General features: G+C 72.5%; 16 protein-coding genes and 1 tRNA gene. 3 read left to right on the forward strand and 14 right to left on the reverse strand.

Annotated elements, in window-relative coordinates; genetic code table 11:
• Positions 1–8 precede the first annotated feature (8 nt).
• Positions 9–81, forward strand: a tRNA-Thr gene (locus tag DB033_RS15925).
• A gap of 69 nt (positions 82–150) precedes the next feature.
• Here DB033_RS15925 and DB033_RS15930 read toward each other — a convergent pair.
• The 9 genes from DB033_RS15930 to DB033_RS15970 form a co-directional block, all read right to left on the reverse strand.
• Entirely contained in the window at positions 151–969 is an 819-nt protein-coding gene (locus DB033_RS15930) for a PSP1 domain-containing protein (RefSeq protein WP_111767887.1), read from the reverse strand.
• Positions 970–1,017: 48 nt separating this feature from the next.
• Positions 1,018–2,208: a DNA polymerase III subunit delta' gene (locus DB033_RS15935; protein WP_111768370.1), complete on the reverse strand. Its 1,191-nt coding sequence runs from the start codon at positions 2,206–2,208 to the stop codon at positions 1,018–1,020.
• Positions 2,209–2,263: 55 nt separating this feature from the next.
• A complete protein-coding gene (locus DB033_RS15940) occupies positions 2,264–2,956 on the reverse strand; it encodes a hypothetical protein (protein WP_111767888.1) in 693 nt (230 codons plus the stop codon).
• Between the two features lie 17 nt (positions 2,957–2,973).
• A complete protein-coding gene (topA, locus tag DB033_RS15945) occupies positions 2,974–5,826 on the reverse strand; it encodes a type I DNA topoisomerase (RefSeq protein ID WP_111767889.1) in 2,853 nt (950 codons plus the stop codon).
• A 299-nt stretch (positions 5,827–6,125) separates the two neighbouring features.
• The gene (locus tag DB033_RS15950; RefSeq protein WP_205843944.1) at positions 6,126–6,788 is read right to left on the reverse strand and encodes a hypothetical protein; all 663 of its coding nucleotides are present in this window, start codon (positions 6,786–6,788) and stop codon (positions 6,126–6,128) included.
• Between the two features lie 438 nt (positions 6,789–7,226).
• Complete coding sequence (locus DB033_RS15955; protein ID WP_111767890.1) at positions 7,227–7,898, reverse strand: hypothetical protein; 672 nt, start codon at positions 7,896–7,898, stop codon at positions 7,227–7,229.
• Positions 7,899–8,023: 125 nt separating this feature from the next.
• Positions 8,024–8,746 (reverse strand): hypothetical protein, encoded by a 723-nt coding sequence (locus DB033_RS20780; protein ID WP_157970731.1) that lies wholly within the window; start codon positions 8,744–8,746, stop codon positions 8,024–8,026.
• 234 nt (positions 8,747–8,980) lie between these two features.
• Complete coding sequence (locus tag DB033_RS15965) at positions 8,981–9,754, reverse strand: hypothetical protein (RefSeq protein WP_111767891.1); 774 nt, start codon at positions 9,752–9,754, stop codon at positions 8,981–8,983.
• Positions 9,755–9,885: 131 nt separating this feature from the next.
• Positions 9,886–12,165 carry a sodium-translocating pyrophosphatase gene (locus DB033_RS15970; protein ID WP_111767892.1) on the reverse strand — a complete coding sequence of 760 codons (2,280 nt, stop codon included), beginning with the start codon at positions 12,163–12,165 and terminating at the stop codon, positions 9,886–9,888.
• A gap of 405 nt (positions 12,166–12,570) precedes the next feature.
• On the opposite strand from DB033_RS15970, the gene DB033_RS15975 reads away from it, so the two are divergent.
• Both DB033_RS15975 and DB033_RS15980 read left to right on the forward strand, forming a co-directional pair.
• Positions 12,571–14,808, forward strand: coding sequence for a DEAD/DEAH box helicase (locus DB033_RS15975; RefSeq protein ID WP_205844005.1), 2,238 nt, complete (start codon positions 12,571–12,573; stop codon positions 14,806–14,808).
• 1,322 nt (positions 14,809–16,130) lie between these two features.
• Positions 16,131–17,108 (forward strand): N-acetylglucosamine kinase, encoded by a 978-nt coding sequence (locus DB033_RS15980; protein ID WP_205843945.1) that lies wholly within the window; start codon positions 16,131–16,133, stop codon positions 17,106–17,108.
• A 253-nt stretch (positions 17,109–17,361) separates the two neighbouring features.
• Here DB033_RS15980 and DB033_RS21740 read toward each other — a convergent pair whose 3' ends face one another.
• The 5 genes from DB033_RS21740 to DB033_RS16005 form a co-directional block, all read right to left on the reverse strand.
• Positions 17,362–18,147, reverse strand: coding sequence for an Rv3654c family TadE-like protein (locus DB033_RS21740; protein ID WP_338066272.1), 786 nt, complete (start codon positions 18,145–18,147; stop codon positions 17,362–17,364).
• Positions 18,144–18,509, reverse strand: a complete 366-nt coding sequence (locus DB033_RS21695; RefSeq protein WP_276309223.1) for a TadE family type IV pilus minor pilin — start codon at positions 18,507–18,509, stop codon at positions 18,144–18,146. The genes DB033_RS21740 and DB033_RS21695 overlap by 4 nt, the downstream gene beginning before the upstream one ends.
• Positions 18,510–18,511: 2 nt before the next feature.
• Positions 18,512–18,772 carry a DUF4244 domain-containing protein gene (locus DB033_RS15995; protein ID WP_111767894.1) on the reverse strand — a complete coding sequence of 87 codons (261 nt, stop codon included), beginning with the start codon at positions 18,770–18,772 and terminating at the stop codon, positions 18,512–18,514.
• A gap of 347 nt (positions 18,773–19,119) precedes the next feature.
• Positions 19,120–19,836 (reverse strand): type II secretion system F family protein, encoded by a 717-nt coding sequence (locus DB033_RS16000; protein WP_157970732.1) that lies wholly within the window; start codon positions 19,834–19,836, stop codon positions 19,120–19,122.
• On the reverse strand, positions 19,833–20,588 hold the full coding sequence (locus tag DB033_RS16005; protein WP_111767896.1) for a type II secretion system F family protein: 756 nt from the start codon (positions 20,586–20,588) through the stop codon (positions 19,833–19,835). Before DB033_RS16005 ends, DB033_RS16000 begins: the two co-directional genes overlap by 4 nt.
• Positions 20,589–20,715 lie beyond the last annotated feature (127 nt).

Raw genomic sequence — 20,715 nt, forward strand, 5'->3', positions numbered from 1 at the left:
GCCGCGTTGCCGCCTTAGCTCAGTCGGTAGAGCATCTCACTCGTAATGAGAAGGTCTGGGGTTCGATTCCCCAAGGCGGCTCGGCACCTCCTCAGGCCCGGCGGATCCCGCCGGGCCTGAGGCGTCTGCAGACCCCGTCAGACGGACACGTCAGCGACGCGGACGCGAGTCGTAGGCCTTGCGCGCGCTGCAGACCGACGCCTTCTTGCACACCTCGGTACTGCCGTCGGCGGCCAGCTTGAGCACCACCGAGTCGTCGAGCACGTTGTGTCCGACGACGACCCCCGCGCCGACCGGCGAGTCCACCCGCTCCCCCACACCGGGTGCGGTGGCCTTGAAGTCGGCGTACATCGGGTGCTCGTACTTCAGGCAGCACATCAACCGGCCGCAGGCCCCGGAGATGCGCATCGGGTTCAACGGCAGATCCTGGTCGCGGGCCATGGCCAGCGTCACCGGCTCGTAGTCCCGCAGGAACGTCGAGCAGCAGGTGTCGCGTCCGCAGGACCCGATGGCCCCGGTCACCCGAACCGCGTCGCGGTCGGTGACCTGGCGCAGCTCCACCCTGACCTTGAGCGTGGACGACAGGTCACGCAGCAGGGAACGGAAGTCGACGGTCTCGGGCGACGAGTAGTAGACGACCGTCTTCGCACCCTGCGGATCGACGGCGAGGATCTTCATCGGCAGCGCATGGGTGCGCACCAGCCGCCGGGTCGCGACCAGCGTGCGCGCCTTCGCCTTGCGGGTCTCCTCGGCGGCCTGCTCGTCGGCGGCGGTCGCCTTGCCGGCCAGCACCGGGAATCCGTCGGTGTCCTCCGAGGTGTACTCCGGTGGCCACAGCACGGTGGCGGTCACGTGGCCGTTCGCCGTCGGGTACAGCACCGGGTCGCCGACCTCCAGCTCCAGGTCGCCCGGATCGGCGTAGAACAGCTGGCCGTTCCTGGTGAACACCACCGCACACAGCATTCCCATGGGAGCACCGTACGCGGCCCCCGCCGTAGGCACCGGACGGACGACGGCTCAGCCGGTGAGCAGCCGCATCATCAGCGCCTCGATGGCGATCTGCGGCTTCACGTTGGCCTCGATCGCCACCCGGCACTCCAGGATCGCGTCCAGTCGCCGCAACGCCCCGGCAGCCCCGAGCCGCTGCACCGCCGACTCGAGGTCACCGCGGAGGTCGGGGTTGAGCAGCGTCGCGGGCGCCCGCAGCGACAGCGTGATGACGTCCCGGTAGTAGCCGGACAGATCGATGAGAGCCCGGTCCAGCACGTCCCGCTCGGTCCGGGTGGCCCGCGACTTCTGCCGCTTCTCCAGTTCCCGCACGACGCCGACGGTCCCGCGGGCGGCCCCGACCGCACCCTTGCCGGTACCGCCGGCCCCCAGCGCGGTCTTGAGCTCCTCGAGCTCGACGGCGTCGCGCCGCTCGCTCATGGCCTTCGCCTCCTGCTTGGCCCGGTCCAGGATCGTGGCCGCGGCGTCGTAGACGTCACCGAGCCCGACCAGCCGCCGCGGGATCTCCAGGATCGCCGCCCGGACCGCCGCCGCGTCCGGGTCGCGGGCCAGCCGCCGGGCCCGCCCCACGTGACCACCGCAGACCGACGCCGCCCAGGCCGCCCGCTCCGGGTCGACGCCGTCGCGGGTCCGGAGCACCTGGGCGATGTCGTCCACCGACGGACTGGCCAGGCTGATCACCCGGCACCGGGAGCGGATCGTCACCGACACGTCGTCGGGATGGGTGGACGGCGCGCAGAGCAGGAAGACGGTCTGCTTCGACGGCTCCTCGACCGCCTTGAGCAGCGCGTTCGCCGCGCCCTCGGTGAGGCGGTCAGCGTCTTCGATGAGCACGATCTGCCAGCGGCCCGTCATGGGCCGGCGGGCGGCGGCCTGCACGACGGCGCGCATCTCGTCGACGCGGATCGACAGGCCCTCGGGGTTGAAGGAACGGACGTCGCCGTGGGTGCCGTGCAGCACCGTGCGGCAGTGCACGCAGTGGCCGCACCCACGGTCCGGGCATTCGAGCGCGGCGGCGAAGGCGCGGGCGGCGTTGGAGCGGCCGGAGCCGGGCGGGCCGGTGAACAGCCAGGCGTGCGTCATCGCCGAGACCGGTACGCCCGCGTCGCCGTGGGAGGCGTCGACGGCCAGCCGCAGCGTCTCGATCACCTCGTGCTGGCCGACGAGATCGGCGAAGACGTCGGTGGGAGGGGCGGTCACGGGTGCGACCCTACCGGCGGTCACCGACAGACCCACGAGCCCTGACCGGGCCGGGTCAGCGGTCGAGCAGGTCGACCACGGCCTGGACGATGTCGGCCCCGAGTCCGGTGACCACGAGGAAGAAGAACAGCAGGAACAGCCCGAGCTGGACGAGGTTGGCCCGTCTGCGGTCGAGGCGTTGCGGCGGCGCGGGCGGCTGGAAGGCCGACGCCGGCACCGACGACCGCGGACCGGCCTGTGGCGAGGACGGCGCGGCCGGCGGCGTCCGCACGTTGCCGGTACCGAACTGCTGCCCGAACTGCGTGAGCTGGCCGCGGAACCGGTCGGCGGCGGAGGGCACCGTCCCTGCGGGGGCCGCCGGCACCGGGAACGACGGCGCGGCCGACCGGCGATGGGTGGACGGCGCGGCCGGCGCGATCGCGGTGGGCGTCGGTCCCTGGTGGAAGCCGGCCCGGGCGGCCGCGCGACGGCTGGGCTCCGCCGCGGCAGGCGGACGCGGCGCCCGCTCGCGGGGTTGGGCGCGTGCCGCCGCGGGCCGGTCGATCGCGGCCAGCTCCCGCACCGCCGCGGCCACCCGCGGATCGATCTCCGGCAGGCCGGGTGCGGTGGCCCGGACGGCCAGGGGCGGTCGCACCGGCGCCACCGGAACGGTCGCGTCCGGGTACACCGGGAGCACCTCGTACCGGACCCGCAGGGCCTGGGTGCCGTCGGCGCCGCTCAACGCATCGACGAAACGCTGCGTGCTCATGCGCCCGAGGGTAGGCCTCAGGTCGCCGTCCTGGTGGTGGCCTTGCGGACCGCCGGCTTCTTGGCCGCCGGTTTCTTGGCGGCCGTTGTCTTGGCGGCCGCCTTGGTGGCGCCGGCCTTGACCGTCTTCGCCGTGGTCGCCTTCGGCGCCGCCGGCTTGCGGGTGGTCGCGCGCTTCGGCGCCGGGCCACGGGCGCGACGCTCGGCCAGCAGCTCGGCGGCCCGGTCGACGGTCAGCGACTCGACCTCGTCGCCCTTGCGCAGCGAGGCGTTGGTCTCGCCGTCGGTGACGTACGGGCCGAAGCGGCCCTCCTTGATCACCATCGGCTTCTTCGTCGCCGGGTCCTCGCCCACCTCGCGCAGCGGCGGGGCGGTGGCCGCCGACCGACCGCGCTGCTTGGGCTGGGCGTAGATCGCCAGCGCCTGCTCGAGCGTCACCGAGAACAACTCCTCCTCGGTGGTCAGCGACCGCGAATCGGTGCCCTTCTTCAGATACGGGCCGTAGCGGCCGTTCTGCGCGGTGATCTCGACGCCGGTCTCGGGATCAGTACCGACCACCCGGGGCAGGGTCAACAGCCGCAGGGCGTCCTCGAACGACACGGTCTCGACGTTCATCGACTTGAACAGCGACGCCGTGCGCGGCTTGACCGCGTTCTTGCCCTTCGTGGGCGTGTCCTCGGGGAGCACCTCGGTGACGTACGGGCCGTAGCGGCCGTCCTTGACGACGATCGGATACCCCGTGTCAGGGGCGGCGCCGAGTTCGCGGTCGCTGACCTCGGACTTGGCGAACAGATCCTCGACGGTGTCGGTGGTGACCTCGTCGGGGGCCATCTCCTCGGGCAGGTTGGCCCGCTCGGTGGCCTCGCCGTCCAGCGCCGCCCGCTCCAGGTACGGGCCGTAGCGGCCGACCCGGACGAACACCTGGCGACCGTCGGCGGAGGTGGCGATGGGCAGCGAGTTGACCTCGCGCGCGTCGATGTCCTCGAGGTTGGCGCCGACCAGCTTCTTCAGGCCGCCGGCCTTGCCGACCGAGCCGCCCGCGGTGTGGGCGACCCCGTCGATGGCCTCGGCGTCGCCGAAGTAGAAGGACTTGAGCCAGTCGGTGCGCTGGACACGGCCGTCGGCGATGCCGTCGAGCTCGTCCTCCATCGCGGCGGTGAAGTCGTAGTCGACGAGCCGGGCGAAGTGCTGCTCCAGCAGCCCCACGACGGCGAACGCCACCCAGGACGGCACCAGCGCCTGGCCCTTGCGCCAGACGTAGCCGCGCTCGGTGATGGTGCGGATGATCGAGGTGTAGGTGGAGGGGCGGCCGATGCCCAGCTCCTCCAGCGCCTTGATCAGCGACGGCTCGGTGTAGCGGGCAGGCGGGCTGGTGACGTGGCCGCCGGGGGTGAGCTGCCGGATGCCCAGCTCCTCGCGCTCGCGGAGGTTGGGCAGCTTGCGCTCGGCGTCGTCGGCCTCGCCGCCCGCCTCGGCGTCGACGGTCTCGACGTAGGCGCGCAGAAAACCGGGGAAGGTGATCGTGCGACCGGACGAACCGAACACGCACTCGCGTCCCGCCGCGTCGGCGGCCATCTTCACCGTGAGCGTCAGACCCCGGGCGTCGACCATCTGGGACGCGATCGTGCGCTGCCAGATCAGCTCGTACAGCCGGAACTCGTCACTGCCCAGCGCGTTGCCGACCTGGCCGGGGGTGCGGAAGTTCTCGCCGGCGGGCCGGATGGCCTCGTGCGCCTCCTGGGCGTTCTTGACCTTCCGGGTGTACTGCCGCGGCGCGTCCGGGACGTACTCCGGGCCGTACAGCTCGCGGGCCTGCGTGCGGGCGGCGGTCAGCGCGGTCTGCGACAGGGTGGTCGAGTCGGTCCGCATGTAGGTGATGTAGCCGGACTCGTACAGCCGCTGGGCCGTGCGCATGGTGCGCTCCGACGACATGCCGAGCTTGCGGCCGGCCTCCTGCTGCAGCGTCGACGTCATGAACGGCGCGTAGGGCTTGCGCGTGTAGGGCTTCTCCTCGACGGAGGTCACCACGGCGCTGCGGCCGTCCAGCGTCCGGGCCAGGTCGTTGGCGGTCTCCTCGTCCAGCTGCAGCGCGGCGGAGCCGGCCTTGAGCGAGCCGGTGGACTCGTCGAAGTCCCGGCCGGTGGCGAGCTTGCGGCCGTCGACCTGCTGCAGGCTCGACGTGAAAGTGGCGCCCTCGGCGTTGGCCATGACGGCGTCGATGCCCCAGTAGCTGCCGGACACGAACGCCATCCGGGCGCGTTCGCGCTGGACGACGATGCGGGTGGCGACGGACTGAACCCGGCCCGCCGACAGCTTCGGCATGACCTTCTTCCACAGCACCGGCGAGACCTCGTAGCCGTACAGCCGGTCGAGGATGCGGCGCGTCTCCTGGGCGTCGACGAGGTTGTCGTCGATCTGCCGCGGGTTCGCCGCCGCCTCGCGGATCGCGGCCGGGGTGATCTCGTGGAAGACCATCCGCGAGACCGGGACCTTCGGGTTCAGCGTCTGCAGCAGGTGCCAGGCGATGGCCTCGCCCTCGCGGTCCTCATCGGTGGCGAGCAGGAGCTCGGTGGCGCCGGCCAGCGCGGACTTCAGCTTCGCGACCTGCGCACGCTTCTCCGGGCTGACGACGTACAGCGGCTCGAAGTCGTGGTCGACGTCGACACCGAGGCGGGCCCACGACTCGCCCTTGTACTTGGCCGGCACGTCGGCGGCACCGCGCGGGAGGTCGCGGATGTGGCCGATCGAGGACTCCACGATGTAGCCGTCACCGAGGTAGCCGCCGATCGTCTGCGCCTTGGAGGGCGACTCGACGATCACCAGCCGGACGCCGTCGGTCCCGGCGCTCTTCGCGGATTTGCGCACAGCCATGAGCTGTCAGGTTCTCCTTCTGTCGACCCCGTGGGATGAGGCGGCCGGGGTCGACCGCTTCGAGTCCGGGCCCCCGGCCGGTCGGGTCGGCTCGCGGGGTGTCCGCGGCCGGCCACGGCCCACCGGTGTCCGGGCCGAGCGGCCCACGTGGAACGTCACGGGTGCCGCTGCCGTTCCGGGCGGCGGCCCACTGAGTGCAGGATGCCACGGTTCCGGGCCATTCGTCGCATCTGCTGCACCCCGGGTCGTCGTGACGTCACCCTCGCACCACCCGACCGGGTGGCCGGCCACCGCACCCGTCAGCCCAGCTCCTGCTGCGCCGGGTGCACCGGAGTCGGCCGGGGCGCTCGGGGAGTGGTGTCGTCGTACACCGCGCGGTGCTCGTCGGGCGGGGCGCAATCGGCCGGCAGGTCGGCGGGCAGGGTGCCGACCGTGTCCGCCAGCCGGGCGAGCCGCCGGTGACCGACGATCCGGATGGCGGGACCGCCGGCGCGGACCCCGACGAAGGAGCCCGCCACTCCGGCCCGCGAGCAGGCGGCGATGAGGTCGTCGACCGTGTCCGGGGTGTGCGGATCGACCCCCAGCAGGTAGCCGGCGTCGGCGGCGCGACCGGCGGCGAGCACCCAGAGCCGGCTGAAGCCGGCGGTGACCGCGAGCGCGCGGGGGACGCTCTTGACCGCGCCACGGGTCCAGGCCCGCGCCAGCGGCAGCAGCGCGGCGGACCGGGAGGTGCGCATCAGCAGCTGCGGGCCGGGTCCCTCCACGGTGACCACCTCGGCGGCGAGCCCGCGGCGGGCGCACTCCGCGACGACCGCGGCCGCCCGCGCATCGTCGTCCAGCAGGATCGACAGCCGCGCCCCGGCGGTGCTCGTGGTGATCTGACCATGGGCGGCGAGCAGTCCACCGAGGTCGGCGACGTCGGGCGCCTGGTAGTCCGCGGAGAAGAAGGAGAGCTGGGCCACGATCGGTCACGCTATCCCGCGGGGTGGGGTGCCCGGTGATGCCGGAGCTGCACGGCCGGTCGGGTGGAGTCGGGAACTCCCGGTGACAACGCGCTGCGGCTCGCCGGAGCTCGTCACGGCTCTTGATGGCGCCCGGGACCGGACAGCCGGGGTCGGGAGCGCTCCTCCCCCGGAACGGCGGTGGCCGGCTGTGGCTCGTCGTGGCGCCCGGGACGGGACAGCCGGGGTCGGGAGCGCTCATCCCCCGGAACGCCGGTGGCCGGCTGTGGCTCGTCGAGTCGCCCGGGTCCACCGCCGAGGACGAGCGGGGTCGGGAGCGGCGCACTATCGAGAACGGCGGCAGCTCGTCGGTGTCGAGGCCTGTCGTGAAGGAACGGGACGACAGGACGGCCGGAGCCGGGGAGCCCCGACTCCGACCGTCCGGTGTGGTGGGTGCGCTCAGGCGGCCATCTCGGCGCACTGGGGGATGGCGGCGACGGCCTGGTCGAGCCCGGGCTGCTCCATCGTGTCGATGGCGGCGAAGGACGACTGGGTGTCGGCGAACACCTCCTGCAGGGAGGTCTGCAGCTGCGTGGCGGCGGCCTCGAAGGACGCCTGGTCGGTCACCGGTGCCCGGGCGAACTCGTCCGCGGCGCCGATGATGGCGTCGCCGAGTGTGTTGAAACCGTCGACGGCGGTGGTGACCATCTGCTCACCGTTCTCGATGGTCGGCGGCGGCAGCGCGCCGGCCGACGTCGCGAGGCTCTTCAGCTTCTCGCCGAGCCCGGAGATCACTCCGGCGGCGGCCGCCTGCTTCTCGGTGACGGTCGTGCCCCCGGCGTTGGCCAGGTCGGTCTGCACGGAGGAGAAGGAGTCGCGCAGGCCGACGAACCCGGTGCAGAAGTTGGCGAACCAGGCCGTGCTCTGCTCGTCCAGCTGCATCGCGGCGGCCGTGGCGCTGCCGGCTGTGGAGCTGCCGGCCGTGGTGGCGTCGGACGACGGTGCCGGGTCGGACGAGCCGGCGGCGACGGACGGCGACACGGACGTCGTCGCGCCTTCGTCGCTGTCGCTGCCGCAGCCGGCCAGCAGCGCGACGACCAGCGCCACTGCGAGGATCAGGCTGTTCTTCATGGTTCTCCGTTCGGTGGTGCCATCCGGTCGGGGCGGGGCTGCGTGGGCAGGCCCAGGACGCCGGACGGCCGGGTCGGAGACTCCGACCCGGCCGTCAGCGGTGGCGACTGTGTCGCCGGGTTCGATCAGGAACCGGCGATCTCCTCGCAGCCGGGGATCTTCTCGACGGCGGCTCCCAGCTCGGGGGTCAGGATGCTCTCGAGCGGCGCCAGCGACTCCTGGATGGTGGTGGCCGAGGCCTGCACCTCGGTACCCAGGGTGGTGGCGGCGGCCTGCAGGCTCGCCTGGTCGGTGACCGGGGTCGCCGCGAACTTCTCGGCGGCGGCGATCATGGCGTCGCCGACCTGACCGTAGGCCGAGGTGGCACCGTCGGCCAGCTCCTGGCCGCCCTCGATGGTGGCGGGCGGCACGGCGGCGATGTCGGTGGCGGCCTTCTTGAACACGTTGCCGTAGTCGCTGACCCCGGTGGCCAGGGTGGCCTGCTGCTCGGCGGGGGCGGCGGCCGGGTCGGGCTGGATGGAACCCACGTTGGACGAGGCTTCCTGGATCGCCGTCGTGGAGCCGCAGAACGTGGTGAACCAGGTAACGCTCTGCTCGTCGAGGGTGATTGGCTCGCCGGTGGCGCTCGCGTCGTCGGACGCGGTCGTCTCCTCGGAGCTCTCCGTGGGCTGCGCCGCGCTGGACGAGTCCTCGGTCGCGGGCGACGACACCGACGGGGTGCTGGAGGTCGACGTGGAGGTTGCGGAGGTCGGGGTCGACGACGGGGTGGCCGTGCCGTCGGTGTCGCCGCCGCAGGCGGTCAGGACGGACGCGGCCAGCGCGACACCGATGACGAAGGTCTTCTTCATGTGGTCTCTTTCGATCGATCGCACCGTCGCGGTGCGGTGGACGGCCACTCCCGGTGACGCGACGGACGCGATCCCGCACGGAGAGCCGTGGACAACCTAAACACGCGCGACTGTCCGGGCCGGACCGAACCGCGCAACCTTTATCCGTCCGAGACGTGCCTGGTCACCGGACCGCGTACGTCGTCCGGACGGACGGTTCGCAGGACCAGCGGACGGTCCGTCGGGGAGCGGGGGTCAGGACGCCATCATCTGGCACTCGGGCAGTGCCTCGACAGCCGCCCCGATCTCCGGGGTCATGGTGTTCTCGAGGTCGCCGAACTCGGTCTCGAGCTGCTGTCCGTACTCCTCCGTCTCGGCGGTGAAGGCGTCCATGGCCGCCGAGAGCGACGCCTCGTCGGTGACCTCGGCGGCCGCGAACTTCTCGGTGGCGGTGGAGTAGCCCTCGCCCAGGGCGTTGAGCGCGCCGATCAGGTCGCCGGCCAACGCGTCGCCGTTCTCCACGGTCGGGACGGGCAGGCCGTCGAGCGCCGACGCGGTGTCGGAGAAGGAGGTGCCGATCTGCTGGTAGGCGGCCACCAGCGCGGCCTGCGTCGCCTTCGGGTCGGCGGCCGATTCGGTCGACATCGCGCCGCTCATCGCGCCCATCATCCCGCCGAAGGCGCCCGTCATGCCGGTGCAGAAGGTGCCGAACCAGGCCTTGGACTGCTCGTCCAACGAGGCCGGCTGCACGGAGCCGGTGCTGTCGTCGCCCGCGTCCCCGGTCGCGGTCTCCTCGTCCGTGGACGTGGTCTCGTCGTCGGTGGTGGTGGCGGTGTCCTCGGAGGTCGTCGTGGACGCCGACGTCGAGGTGGAACCCGAGGTGCTGCCCGTGGACGACGGCGCGGCGGTCGACGAGCTCGTCGGGGTGGTGTTCGTGGCGCTGGCGTTGCCGTCGTTGGACGTCCCGCTGCAACCGACGAGCAGGGCGGTGGCGAGCACGGAGCCGATCAGCAGGGTGCTGCGGGCCATGGGGATCTCCTTGTGGGTGTCGTGGGGCGCAGCCGGGTACCGCGCTCGACCCAGCTGACCACGGCCGGCGGGACGGGGACGGACGAACCGGCAAACGTTCGGGTACCCGAACGTCTGCCGGTCGATGCCCGTCAGGCGGCGTCGAGGACCGACTCGCGGCGCTTGGACACCAGCACGGCGCCCACGATGACCGCGAAGACGACCAGGGCGATGATGATGCGCAGCGGGGTGTTGGCACCGTCGCCGACGGACAGGGCCACGACCGCCGGGGCGATCAGCACCGAGACCAGGTTCATCACTTTGATGAGCGGGTTCATCGCCGGCCCGGCGGTGTCCTTGAACGGGTCACCGACGGTGTCGCCGATGATCGTCGCCTCGTGCGCGTCGGAGCCCTTGCCGCCGTGGTGGCCGTCCTCGACCAGCTTCTTGGCGTTGTCCCAGGAGCCGCCGGAGTTGGAGAGGAACACGGCCATCAGGGTGCCGGTGACGATGGCGCCACCGAGGAACCCGGCCAGCGGCCCGACCCCGAGACCGAAGCCGACGGCGATCGGGGCGAGCACGGCCATCAGGCCGGGGGTGGTGAGCTCCCGCAGCGAGTCCCGGGTGACGATGTCGACGACCTTGCCGTACTCGGGGCGGGTGGTGCCCTCCATGATCCCCGGGATGTCACGGAACTGGCGCCGGACCTCGAACACGACCGCGCCCGCGGCCCGCGACACCGCGTTGATCGCGAGACCGGAGAACATGAAGACCACGGCCGCGCCGATGAGGGCGCCGACCAGGACGTTCGGCGACACGATCTCGGTGACGAACGCGCTCATACCGTTCGCCGCGTCCTCGGCCACCCCGCCCGCCTCACGCAGCGCGTTGCCGATGGCGTCGGAGTAGGAACCGAACAGCGCGGTCGCCGCGAGCACCGCGGTGGCGATCGCGATGCCCTTGGTGATGGCCTTGGTGGTGTTGCCGACGGCGTCGAGCTCGGTCAGGATCTGCGCGCCCTGCTCGGAGACCTCGCCGCTCATCTCGGCCACGCCCTGCGCGTTGTCGGAGACCGGCCCGAAGGTGTCCATGGCGACGATGACGCCGACCGTGGTGAGCAGACCGCAACCGGCCAGCGCGATGGCGAACAGACCGACCAGCGGGGTCGCCGCGGCGAGCGAGAACGCGCCGAAGACGGCGGCGCCGATCACCAGGGCGGTGTAGACGGCCGACTCGAAACCGACCGAGATGCCGGCCAGGATGACCGTCGCCGCGCCGGTGACCGAGCTCTGGCCCACGCCCTTGGTGGGCTTGAAGTTGGTGTCGGTGAAGTAGCCGGTCAGCCACAGGATGACCGCGGCGAGCACGATGCCGATGATCACGGCGATGATCGCGATCACCGCCGGGCTGCCGGTGGCGTCGGCGACCGCGTCGACCCCGAGCTCGCCGAAGGTGCCCGGCAGGTAGACCAACGCGGCCACGCTGCACAGCACCGCGGAGATCGCCGCCGAGATGTAGAAGGAGCGGTTGATCGTGGTCAGACCGGACTCCGAGGGCTTGGCCTTGGTGATGTAGACGCCGATGATCGCGGTGAGCACACCGATGGCCGGCACGATCAGTGGGAAGATCAGGCCCTTCGTGCCGAACGCGGCCGAGCCGAGGATGAGCGACGCGACCAGCGTGACGGCGTAGGACTCGAACAGGTCCGCGGCCATGCCCGCGCAGTCGCCGACGTTGTCGCCCACGTTGTCGGCGATGGTGGCGGCGTTGCGGGGGTCGTCCTCGGGGATGCCCTGCTCGACCTTGCCGACCAGGTCGGCGCCGACGTCGGCGGCCTTGGTGAAGATGCCGCCGCCGACGCGCATGAACATCGCGAGCATCGCGGCGCCGAACCCGAAGCCCTCGAGGATCTTGGGGGCGTCGCCGGCGTAGACGAGCACGACGACCGCCGCGCCGAGCAGCCCGAGGCCGGTGGTGGCCAGACCGACGGTGCCGCCGGTGCGGAAGGCGATCCGCATGGCTTCCTCGCGGCCGGTGGTGTTGGCCGCGGCGGCGACGCGGGCGTTCGCCCGGGTCGACAGCCACATGCCGAGATAGCCGATGGTGCCCGAGAACAGGGCCCCCACCAGGAAGAAGATGGACCGGCCGATGCGTTCCGACGCGTCACCCGGCAGGACGAACAGCAGGCCGAAGACCAGGACCACGAAGATCGCCAGGGTGCGGAACTGACGGCCGAGGTAGGCCGCCGCACCTTCCTGGACGGCTTCGGAGATCTCCTGCATCTTCGGGGTGCCCTTGTCGGCGGCGAGCACGCCGGCCCGCAGGACGAAGGCGATGGCCAGCGCGACCAGGGCGATGACGGCGACCGCGACGACGATCGTCCTGTCACCGCCGTCCACGGTCACGGCTTCGGCAGCGAGAAGGTGTGTCATGCGGCTCCGGTTTCCTGCATCACTGCGCCGGCTCACGACCCGACCGGCGTTGGTCGACACGATCGCGTGCGCGGCCCCCTGGGGCCCGCGCACGTGAGGACACTGTAAGGCAGCCGATGGTGACCCAGGACACTGCCCCGATCACGCAGCGAGTCCGGACTCCACCACCCGGGGACTGTCGGTGGTGATCGGCAGAATGAAGCGGTGACCCTGTCGCCCGACGCGCCCCACCGGTCCCGGTTGCTCGGGCTGGTGCTGCCGACGGCCGACGCCCCCCTGGCGACGGCCGGTGTCCGGGTGCCGGGACCTGGGGGAACGTCGGATTCGACGCTCGGCGTCGGGGGCGTCGGACGCGACCCGGCCGGCCGGTCCGCGGACGGTGCGGAGCCAGCTCCCGTCACCCACCTGGAAGTGCTGCCCCCGCGCCCCGCCGGACACGCGCCCTGGCCGACCTGGGCCCACCCGACGGTGATCGAGGCGTTCCGCGGGCGCGGCGCGCGGGAGCCGTTCACGCATCAGGTGGAAGCCGCCGAGCTGGCGCACGCCGGACGGCACGTCGTCCTCGCGACCGGCACCGCGTCGGGGAAGTCGATGGCCTACCAGCTGCCCGCCCTCACCGACCTGACCGCCGACCCGCGGGCCACGGTCCTCTACATCGCACCGACCAAGGCGCTGGCCGCCGACCAGTTGAGCTCGTTGCACGGGCTGGGCATCGCCGGGATCCATCCGTCGCTGTTCGACGGCGACACCCCCGTCGACGTGCGCGACTGGGTGCGGGCGCACTCGCGGTGGGTGCTGACCAACCCGGACATGATCCACCGCGGGCTGCTCCCCCAGCACGCCCGGTGGATCCGCTTCCTGCGGCGTCTGCGCTACGTCATCGTCGACGAGTGCCACGCCTACCGGGGGGTCTTCGGCTCACACATCGCCCTGGTGCTGCGCCGGCTGCTGCGCATCGCCGAGCGGTACGGAGCGCACCCGACCGTCGTGCTGGCGTCGGCGACGGTGAGCGACCCGGCGGGTTCGGCGACGCGGCTGATCGGCCGCGACGTGGTGGCGGTGACCGCCGACGGCGCACCGCGGCCGGGGGCGGAGTTCCTGCTGCTGGAGCCCGGTGCGGAGCCGTCGGCGACCGGGTTGCCGACGCGCCGGTCCGCGCCCGCCGAGACCGCCCGGATGCTCGCCGACCTGGTGGCGGGCGGCGCCCGGGTGCTCGCGTTCGTGCGTTCCCGGCACGGGGCGGAGCAGACCGCGCTGTCGGCGCAGCGGCGGCTGTCCGAGATCGCGCCCGAGCTGGTCGACCGGGTGGCGGCCTACCGGGGCGGCTACCTGCCCGAGGAGCGGCGCGAGCTGGAGGCGGCGCTGAACTCCGGACGCCTGCTCGGGGTGGCCACCACGAACGCGCTCGAGCTCGGGGTGGACATCTCCGGTCTGGACGCGGCGATCCTGGCCGGCTACCCGGGGACGTTGGCCTCGATGTGGCAGCAGGCGGGTCGGGCGGGACGCGGCGACGTGCCCGCTCTGGTGGTCTTCGTGGCCCGGGAGGACCCGCTGGACTCCTACCTGGTGCACCACCCGGAGGCCGTGTTCGGCCGGCCGGTGGAGGTGGCCATCACCAACCCGACGAACCCGTACCTGCTGCGCCCGCACCTGGCGTGTGCGGCCGCGGAGCACCACCTGACCGGCGACGACCTCGCCGTGTTCGGCGGCGACGCGGCGTTGGAGTGCATCGAGGACCTCATCGCGGACGGGGTGCTGCGCGAGCGCAGCGCGGGCTGGTACTTCTCCGGGCTGCTGCACCCGTCGGACGAGGTGGACCTGCGTGGCGGCGGTGGGGGGCAGATCGTCATCGTCGAGGACGAGACCGCCCGGATGCTCGGGACGGTGGACCTGGGGCGCGCGCCCGGATCGGTGTACCCGGGGGCGGTGTACCTGCACCGTGGGGTGTCGTACGTGGTGGACGCCCTGGACTTCGACGACCAGCTGGCGCTGGTGCACCAGGAGCGCCCGGAGTGGACGACCACGGCACGGTCGGTGTCGTCGGTGGATCTGCGGGACGTCGAGGCCGAGCGGGGGCTGGGGTTCGGGATCCGGTGCGGGTTCTCGCAGGTCCGGGTGACCGAGCAGGTCGTCGGTTACATCCGGCGACGCCTCAACGGCGAACTCATCGACCAGCGGCCGCTGGACATGCCCGAGCACACGCTCGACACCCGGGCCGTCTGGTACACGATCCCGCTCGAGGTGCTCGCGTCGGTCGGGATCGGCGAGGGACGGATCCCGGGCGCCCTGCACGCCGCCGAGCACGCGGCGATCGGACTGCTGCCGCTGTTCGCCGGGTGCGACCGCTGGGACATCGGCGGGCTGTCGACGAACCTGCACCCGGACACGGGTGACCCGACGGTCATCGTCTACGACGGCTATCCCGGTGGGGCCGGCTTCGCCGAGCGCGGGTACGCGGTGCTCGGCGACTGGCTGACCGCCGTCGGGGACGCGGTGGCGTCGTGCGCCTGCCAGGCCGGCTGCCCGTCCTGCGTGCAGTCGCCCAAGTGCGGCAACGGCAACGAGCCGCTGGACAAGGCCGGGGCGCTGGTCGTGCTGCGGTTGATGGGTGAGCGGTTGCGGGTGGTGGGGGCGGGGGGCTGATGCCCGGCGTTCGGCGCTGACCGGCCGCCCTCCTCCGCGACAGACAGAGGCCGCACCTCGTCAGGCGGCCGCTCATCGCCTTGTTCCGGCGCATCGGCACAGGTGTGGGAGCGGGACTGGCTGGCTGGGGCGGCCGTGTGTCCCTGGTACGGCTCGTCGTCAGGCTGCGGATTGCCCATCGAATACGAATGTGCTCACCCTGCAGGGTGAGCAGACCCGGATTCGTGCGGCACACCCGGGACCGCTTGCCGCTATGGGCGCCCCACCCCTGTGCAGCCGGGGCTGGTGACCCCGTCCCTGGTCGCCAACGCACGCGCATCCGTCGTGGGATGCTGCCGGGCTGTGGGCCGTGGGGTGCGGCTGAGGACGGTGAATCTGCGATACCCCACGCGGGTGTGCCCCACCCTGCAGAGTTAGCAGACCCAAGTTCGTGCGGCGCACCCGGACGCGCGTCGTCATGCGCCCTTACCTCACAGCTCGGCACCGAGCGAATGGACCTCGTCCTCCCTTCCCCGGGCATCGACACAAGGACGTGGCGGCCACGGGGCTGTGCGCCGCGACCGGGTGCGGCTCTACGCAAGCGTCGCGTCTGCCCACCCAATGCGAGTGTGCCGACCCTGTTGGGTGAGCAGACCCGGATTCGTGCGGCAGACCCGGCGCGCGTCGTCATGCGCCCTTCCCTCACAGCTCGGCACCGAGCGCCTGGACCTCGTCCTCGCTCCCCCGGGCACCGACAGAAGGACGTGGGGGCCAGGGGGCTGTGCGCCGCGACCGGGTGCGGCTCCACGCCAAGCGTCGCGTCTGCCCACCCAATGCGAGAGTGCCGACCCTGTTGGGTTAGCAGACCCGGATTCGTGCGGCACACCCGGGCGCGCGTCGTCATGCGCCCTTCCCTCACGGCTCGGCACTGAGCGCCTGAACCTCGTCCTCGCTCCCCGGGCGACGACAGAAGGACGTGGCGGCCAGTGAGCTGGGCTCCGCGACCGGGTGCGGCTCTACGCCAAGCGTCGCATCTGCCCACCCAGTGCGAGTGTGCCGACCCTGCAGGGTGAGCAGACCCGGATTCGTGCGGCTTCCCGGCCGCGCGTCGTCATGCGCCCTTCCCTCACAGTTCGGCAATGACCGCCTGGACTTCGCCCTCGCTCAACAGGCGACAACAGAAGGACGTGGCGGCGAGGGGGCTGTGAGCCGCGACCGGGTGCGGCTCCACGTCAAGCGTCGCACTACCCACCCAATGCGAGTGGGCCGACCCTGCAGGGTCAGCAGACCCGGATTCGTGCGGCAGATCCGGTGCGGCGGACCGGAGTGGGAAGAGCGGGATCATGGTGCTCGGGCAGCACCCACCTCGCGGCAAGATGGCGCACCAGGGAACGGGTTGGCGTCGGCCGCTGGAGGTCGGCGATGATGTCGCGGTGAATCCTGTGGTGGTCGGCGTCGATATCGGTGGGTCCAAGACCCACGGCGTGCGGGTGGACGCGGACGGATCGGTGCTGGCTGAGAAGATCGTGGGCAGCGCCAACGTGGAGTCCGTGACCCACGCGCAGGCCGACGCCGCACTGGACGAGCTCTTCGACGCACTCGGTCGCGACGGCATCGACGTGGTCTGTGCCGGCTCCGCCGGGATCAACACCCCCGCCCAGGAGGAGTGGCTCGCCGGGATGATCAGCCGCCGCGCTCCGGGCGCGAAGGTCGTCATCGCCCACGACACCCGGCTGATCCTGGCCACGCCCGAGTTCGACACCGGCATCGCGGTAATCTGCGGCACCGGGTCGGTGGCGTGGGGCCGTAACGAAGCCGGCGACACCGCCCGCGCCGGCGGCTGGGGCTACCTGCTGGGCGACGAGGGCAGCGGCTACTGGGTGACCCGCGAGGCGGTGCGCCACGCACTCCGGCAAGCCGACCGCGGCCTGCCGGCCGATCCGCTGTCGGACGCGATCGCCCGGGCGAGCGGGGTGCAGACCGCGTACGAGGTGCTCGGCGAGTTCTATGCCGAACCCGTCCGCCGGTCGTGGGCGCAGAAGTCGTCCGTGGTGTTCGACCTGGCCCGCCACGGTGACGAGGCCGCACAGCGCATCGTCGCGGACACGGCCGAGGCCATCACCGTCCAGATCGCCAGTGTCGCCACTCAGCTCGGCCTGACGGGCCCGGTCGCGCTCGGCGGCGGACTGATCGTCAACCAGTCGACCCTGCAGGACGCGGTCCGCGCGGGACTGGCCGAGCGGGGCATCACCGGGGTCGAGCCGCTGACCCGGGAGCCCGTCTTCGGCGCTGTCTACCTGGCCCGCCAGTCACTGAGCTGATCCGACAGCACTGATCAGCTCCGGACGCTGTCCGGGCAGTCCCGGCTCCATCCGGCGCCGCCCGGCCACCAGGGCAGTGATGAGTCCGAGCACCGGGGCGGGTCGTCGCCGGCGACACGATTCATGCCGGTTCGACCCGGGTGTGAATCGTCGCGAGTCCTCGATGTCGACTTCTCTGAAGGTCGTTTCCCGGCGCACCGGCTCCGTGACTTCCTGGTGCCTGCCGGCGGCAGTCCGTGGGGTGTCGGTGCACTCATCCGGTCGGCAGATCCGGTCCGGCACGAGCACGAGCGGTGGCCCGCTGGCCGAGGATCCCGGCAGCGGACGAGACGACCACCCGCACCTCCCAGCCGTCGACCGTGCAGCTGTCGAGCCGCGCGGACCCGGCCGTGGTGATCTCCGCCGCCACGGCGCACGGCGCGCCCTGTCCCGTCACCGCCGCCGACGCGCCGGCCAGCGCGGCGAGGTCGGCGGCGGCTGCCGCCCGGTGTCTGGCGATGACAGCAGCGCCGTAGTGCACGAGGAGCACGCACACCGCCAGGAGCGCCATCACCATCACCGCGCCGATCACGGTGGCACTCCCCCGCTCGCCATCCGGGCGTTCGCCGCGATCGGACGCACCAGGACCGACGGCACCGAACCGGTCACGCCGCACCGTCACCCGGAGCCGTCCACGGCGACAGTCACCTGAAATCGAGGCCACACCTCGCCGCTCGGTTCGCCGCCACCGCCCGCGCACCGACGAACCCGGACCGACGACACCGAACGAACCACGACGCACCGTCACCCGGAGCCGTCCACGGCGACGGTCACCAGGAATCGAGGCCACACCTCGCCGCTCGGTTCGCCGCCACCGCCCGCGCACCGACGAACCCGGACCGACGACGCGAAACGAACCACGACGCACCGTCACCCGGAACGGTCCACGGCCACGGTCACCAGGAATCGAGGCCACACCTCGCCGCTCGGTTCGCCGCCACCGCCCGCGCACCGACGAACCCAGACCGACGACACCGAACCGACCACCACGCACCGTCACCCCGAACCCTCGACGGCGGCGACCGACACCGCGTCGATCGTCAGTCCGGGCAGGAGCCCACCCAGCGGCTCGGCGGACACTCTTACGCGGACCTGGCGGGTGCCGACGGCGATGTCGACGGCAGCCGCCCCGGCCAGCTGGACGGCCGCCGCGCGCGCGCCGTCGAGATCACCCCGGCCGGCCAGCCGCGCCGCTTCCCGCGCGGCATCGATACAGCGGACCTGGAGTGCCACACACGAGATGCCGGCGAGACAGGCTCCCAGGACGAGCACCAGCACCGGAATGACCAGCGCCGCCTCCACCGTCACCGACCCGCGGTCGGCCCCCTCCCTGGGCCGGAGGATCGAGAGACGGCGTCGCACGGTCAGAAGCCGGTGTTCAGTGCGGACTGCACGAGTGACGTCAGCCCCGCGACGATCGAGTCGCCGGTGACGATGCGGTACAGCACCGCGGCGAACGCCGCCGCGACGACGGTGCCGACCGCGTACTCGACGGTGGACATTCCGGCGTCGGGTTCAGGGTGCTCGGACCCGGCGTTGACCGCGACGGGGGTATGCCCCGCTTCCGTCGCGAGCGCAGCGGGACCGGCTGCGAGAGTGTCCTGGACGGTGAGCGGGTGGGTCATGAGCTGTCCTCTCGAGAGTTGATGGAGTGACTTTCGTGGTTCCGGACACCGGTTCGGTGAGCGGGAATCGGCCGTTGTGGACAGCTCCGCACGTCACACGACCTGTGGATGGATCAACGAACGGCTCGACCTGTCGGCCGCTGCACGCGGCGTGCGCACGAAGGCAGAGTTCGGGAGCATTCCCATCGGTGAGGAGACCGGCTCCCCGCCGACCCGAAGGCGCCGCGCGTCCCCGGCGGTGTTGTGTCACCGGACGTGAACCCGTGGACCCGCCGACGTGCCGGGACTCCCACCTCGGGTTCGACCGAGCACCGGGCGGCCCCGATGACGGTCGATGGTCGGTGGGTTCAGCGACCGAGATCGAGCGTGCCGACCAGGGCGATCACGACAGGGGCGAGCCCGAGACAGATGAAGGCGGGCAGGAAGCAGAGGGTCAGCGGGGCGGTCATCAGGACGCCGGCCCGTTGGGCACGCCGTTCGTCGATCCCGGCCTCGGCGCGGCGAACAGCCGCGCCCTGCTCGCGCACGGTGGCGGCGAGGTCGGCACCGGCCTGCTGCGATCGGCAGGCCGCGGTGGCGATCGGAGCCAGCCACGGATCGTCCTCCGCGGGGCGCCACGCCCGTTGGACGTCGGCCCCGACCTGCAGCAGTCCGGCGACCTGCGTGAGCCGGCGGACCGACGTGCCCCCGTTCCGCTCACCCAGCACCTCGAGCGCGGCGGCCAGCGCACCACCGGTCGGCATCCCCACCTCCAGGCACGCCGCCCACAGGTCGCAGAGCACGGCCACCTCACCGCGCACCGCATCGGCGGCGACGCCCCGCCGCCGGGCGTCCCACCACGTCCCGGCAGCGACCACCGCACCCACGACCAGCGCTGGCGGCCAGGCCGTCGGCCAGATGACGACCACCGCCGCCGCGCACAGAACGCCGAGCGACACCGACCGCGCCGCCCCGGGCATCCCGGGAACGGCGGGCGGCGACGACCGCCGGGGCAGCCGCGTCGGTCCGTCGACCCAGCACAGCACGGCGCCCGCGACGCACAGGAGGGTGAGCACGACGGTCACCGCGCGATCCGGGCGGACCACAGCAGACCGGCGCACAGCAACACCGTCCCGACCAGCAGCAGGACCGAACCGAGGCCACCGCCGAAGAGCACCGGGACCGGATCCGCTCCCATCCCCGCCCCCAGCAGGACGCCCATCAGAGGCAGGGCGGCGAGCACCCAGCCGGACAGCCGGGCACCGGCCACCGCTGCGGCGCGCTGATCGGCGGCCCGCCGCCCGTCGGCGAGTCCGGCCGCGACCCCGTCGAGCAGCACCGTGAGGGGAGCTCCGAACCGCCGCGCCAGCCGCACGGCGGAGGTCAGCGCGAACTCGGCTCCGGCGAACTGCGGCGGACCCGGTCCACCGTCGCCGGTGGGCGACCCCACCCGACCGAGCAGATCCGTCACAGCAGGACCGCGGGCGCGGCGCACCGCCGCGACGGCCGTGCCGAGATCGGCTCCGGCGGCGACCTCGCGACGCAGCGCCCGCACCGCGTCGAGGACCTCGGCCTGCTCGCGAGCCTGCCGACGTCGTACCGACGCCGAGCGCACCAGCAGGCCCGCCGTGCCGCCACCGACGGCTGCCGAGAGGATCACCGCCGCGGAGCCGCCGAGCATGACCGCCGGCACCACGGGCAGCAGGAGAAGCAGGACCGGAACGGACCGGGCCGGCAACCGGAGTCGACTCACCCGGGCTCCCACCGGGTCCACGTACGGGGTCGCCGGGGCGGTCGGCCACACCCACAGGCAGGCGGCCAGCAGCAGGACGGTCACGGTGTCACCGTCATGACCACGCCCACCGGCAACCGGCGGCACCGTTCGCGCCCTGCACCGCGGGCGCACCCTCGACGGACGTCGGGGATACCCGACGGACCGGCACCTCGCGGTCGCCGTGCCGGAG

Origin of the sequence: Nakamurella deserti (genome assembly GCF_003260015.1) — a bacterium.
GTDB classification, from domain to species: domain Bacteria; phylum Actinomycetota; class Actinomycetes; order Mycobacteriales; family Nakamurellaceae; genus Nakamurella; species Nakamurella deserti.

Coding starts and splice junctions, on each gene's coding strand:
- DB033_RS15930 (WP_111767887.1), bottom strand. CDS start 969: ATGGGAATGCTGTGTGCGGTGGTGTTCACCAGGAACGGCCAGCTGTTC.
- DB033_RS15940 (WP_111767888.1), bottom strand. CDS start 2,956: ATGAGCACGCAGCGTTTCGTCGATGCGTTGAGCGGCGCCGACGGCACC.
- topA (WP_111767889.1), bottom strand. CDS start 5,826: ATGGCTGTGCGCAAATCCGCGAAGAGCGCCGGGACCGACGGCGTCCGG.
- DB033_RS15955 (WP_111767890.1), bottom strand. CDS start 7,898: ATGAAGAACAGCCTGATCCTCGCAGTGGCGCTGGTCGTCGCGCTGCTG.
- DB033_RS20780 (WP_157970731.1), bottom strand. CDS start 8,746: ATGAAGAAGACCTTCGTCATCGGTGTCGCGCTGGCCGCGTCCGTCCTG.
- DB033_RS15965 (WP_111767891.1), bottom strand. CDS start 9,754: ATGGCCCGCAGCACCCTGCTGATCGGCTCCGTGCTCGCCACCGCCCTG.
- DB033_RS15970 (WP_111767892.1), bottom strand. CDS start 12,165: ATGACACACCTTCTCGCTGCCGAAGCCGTGACCGTGGACGGCGGTGAC.
- DB033_RS15980 (WP_205843945.1), top strand. CDS start 16,131: ATGGTGCTCGGGCAGCACCCACCTCGCGGCAAGATGGCGCACCAGGGA.
- DB033_RS15995 (WP_111767894.1), bottom strand. CDS start 18,772: ATGACCCACCCGCTCACCGTCCAGGACACTCTCGCAGCCGGTCCCGCT.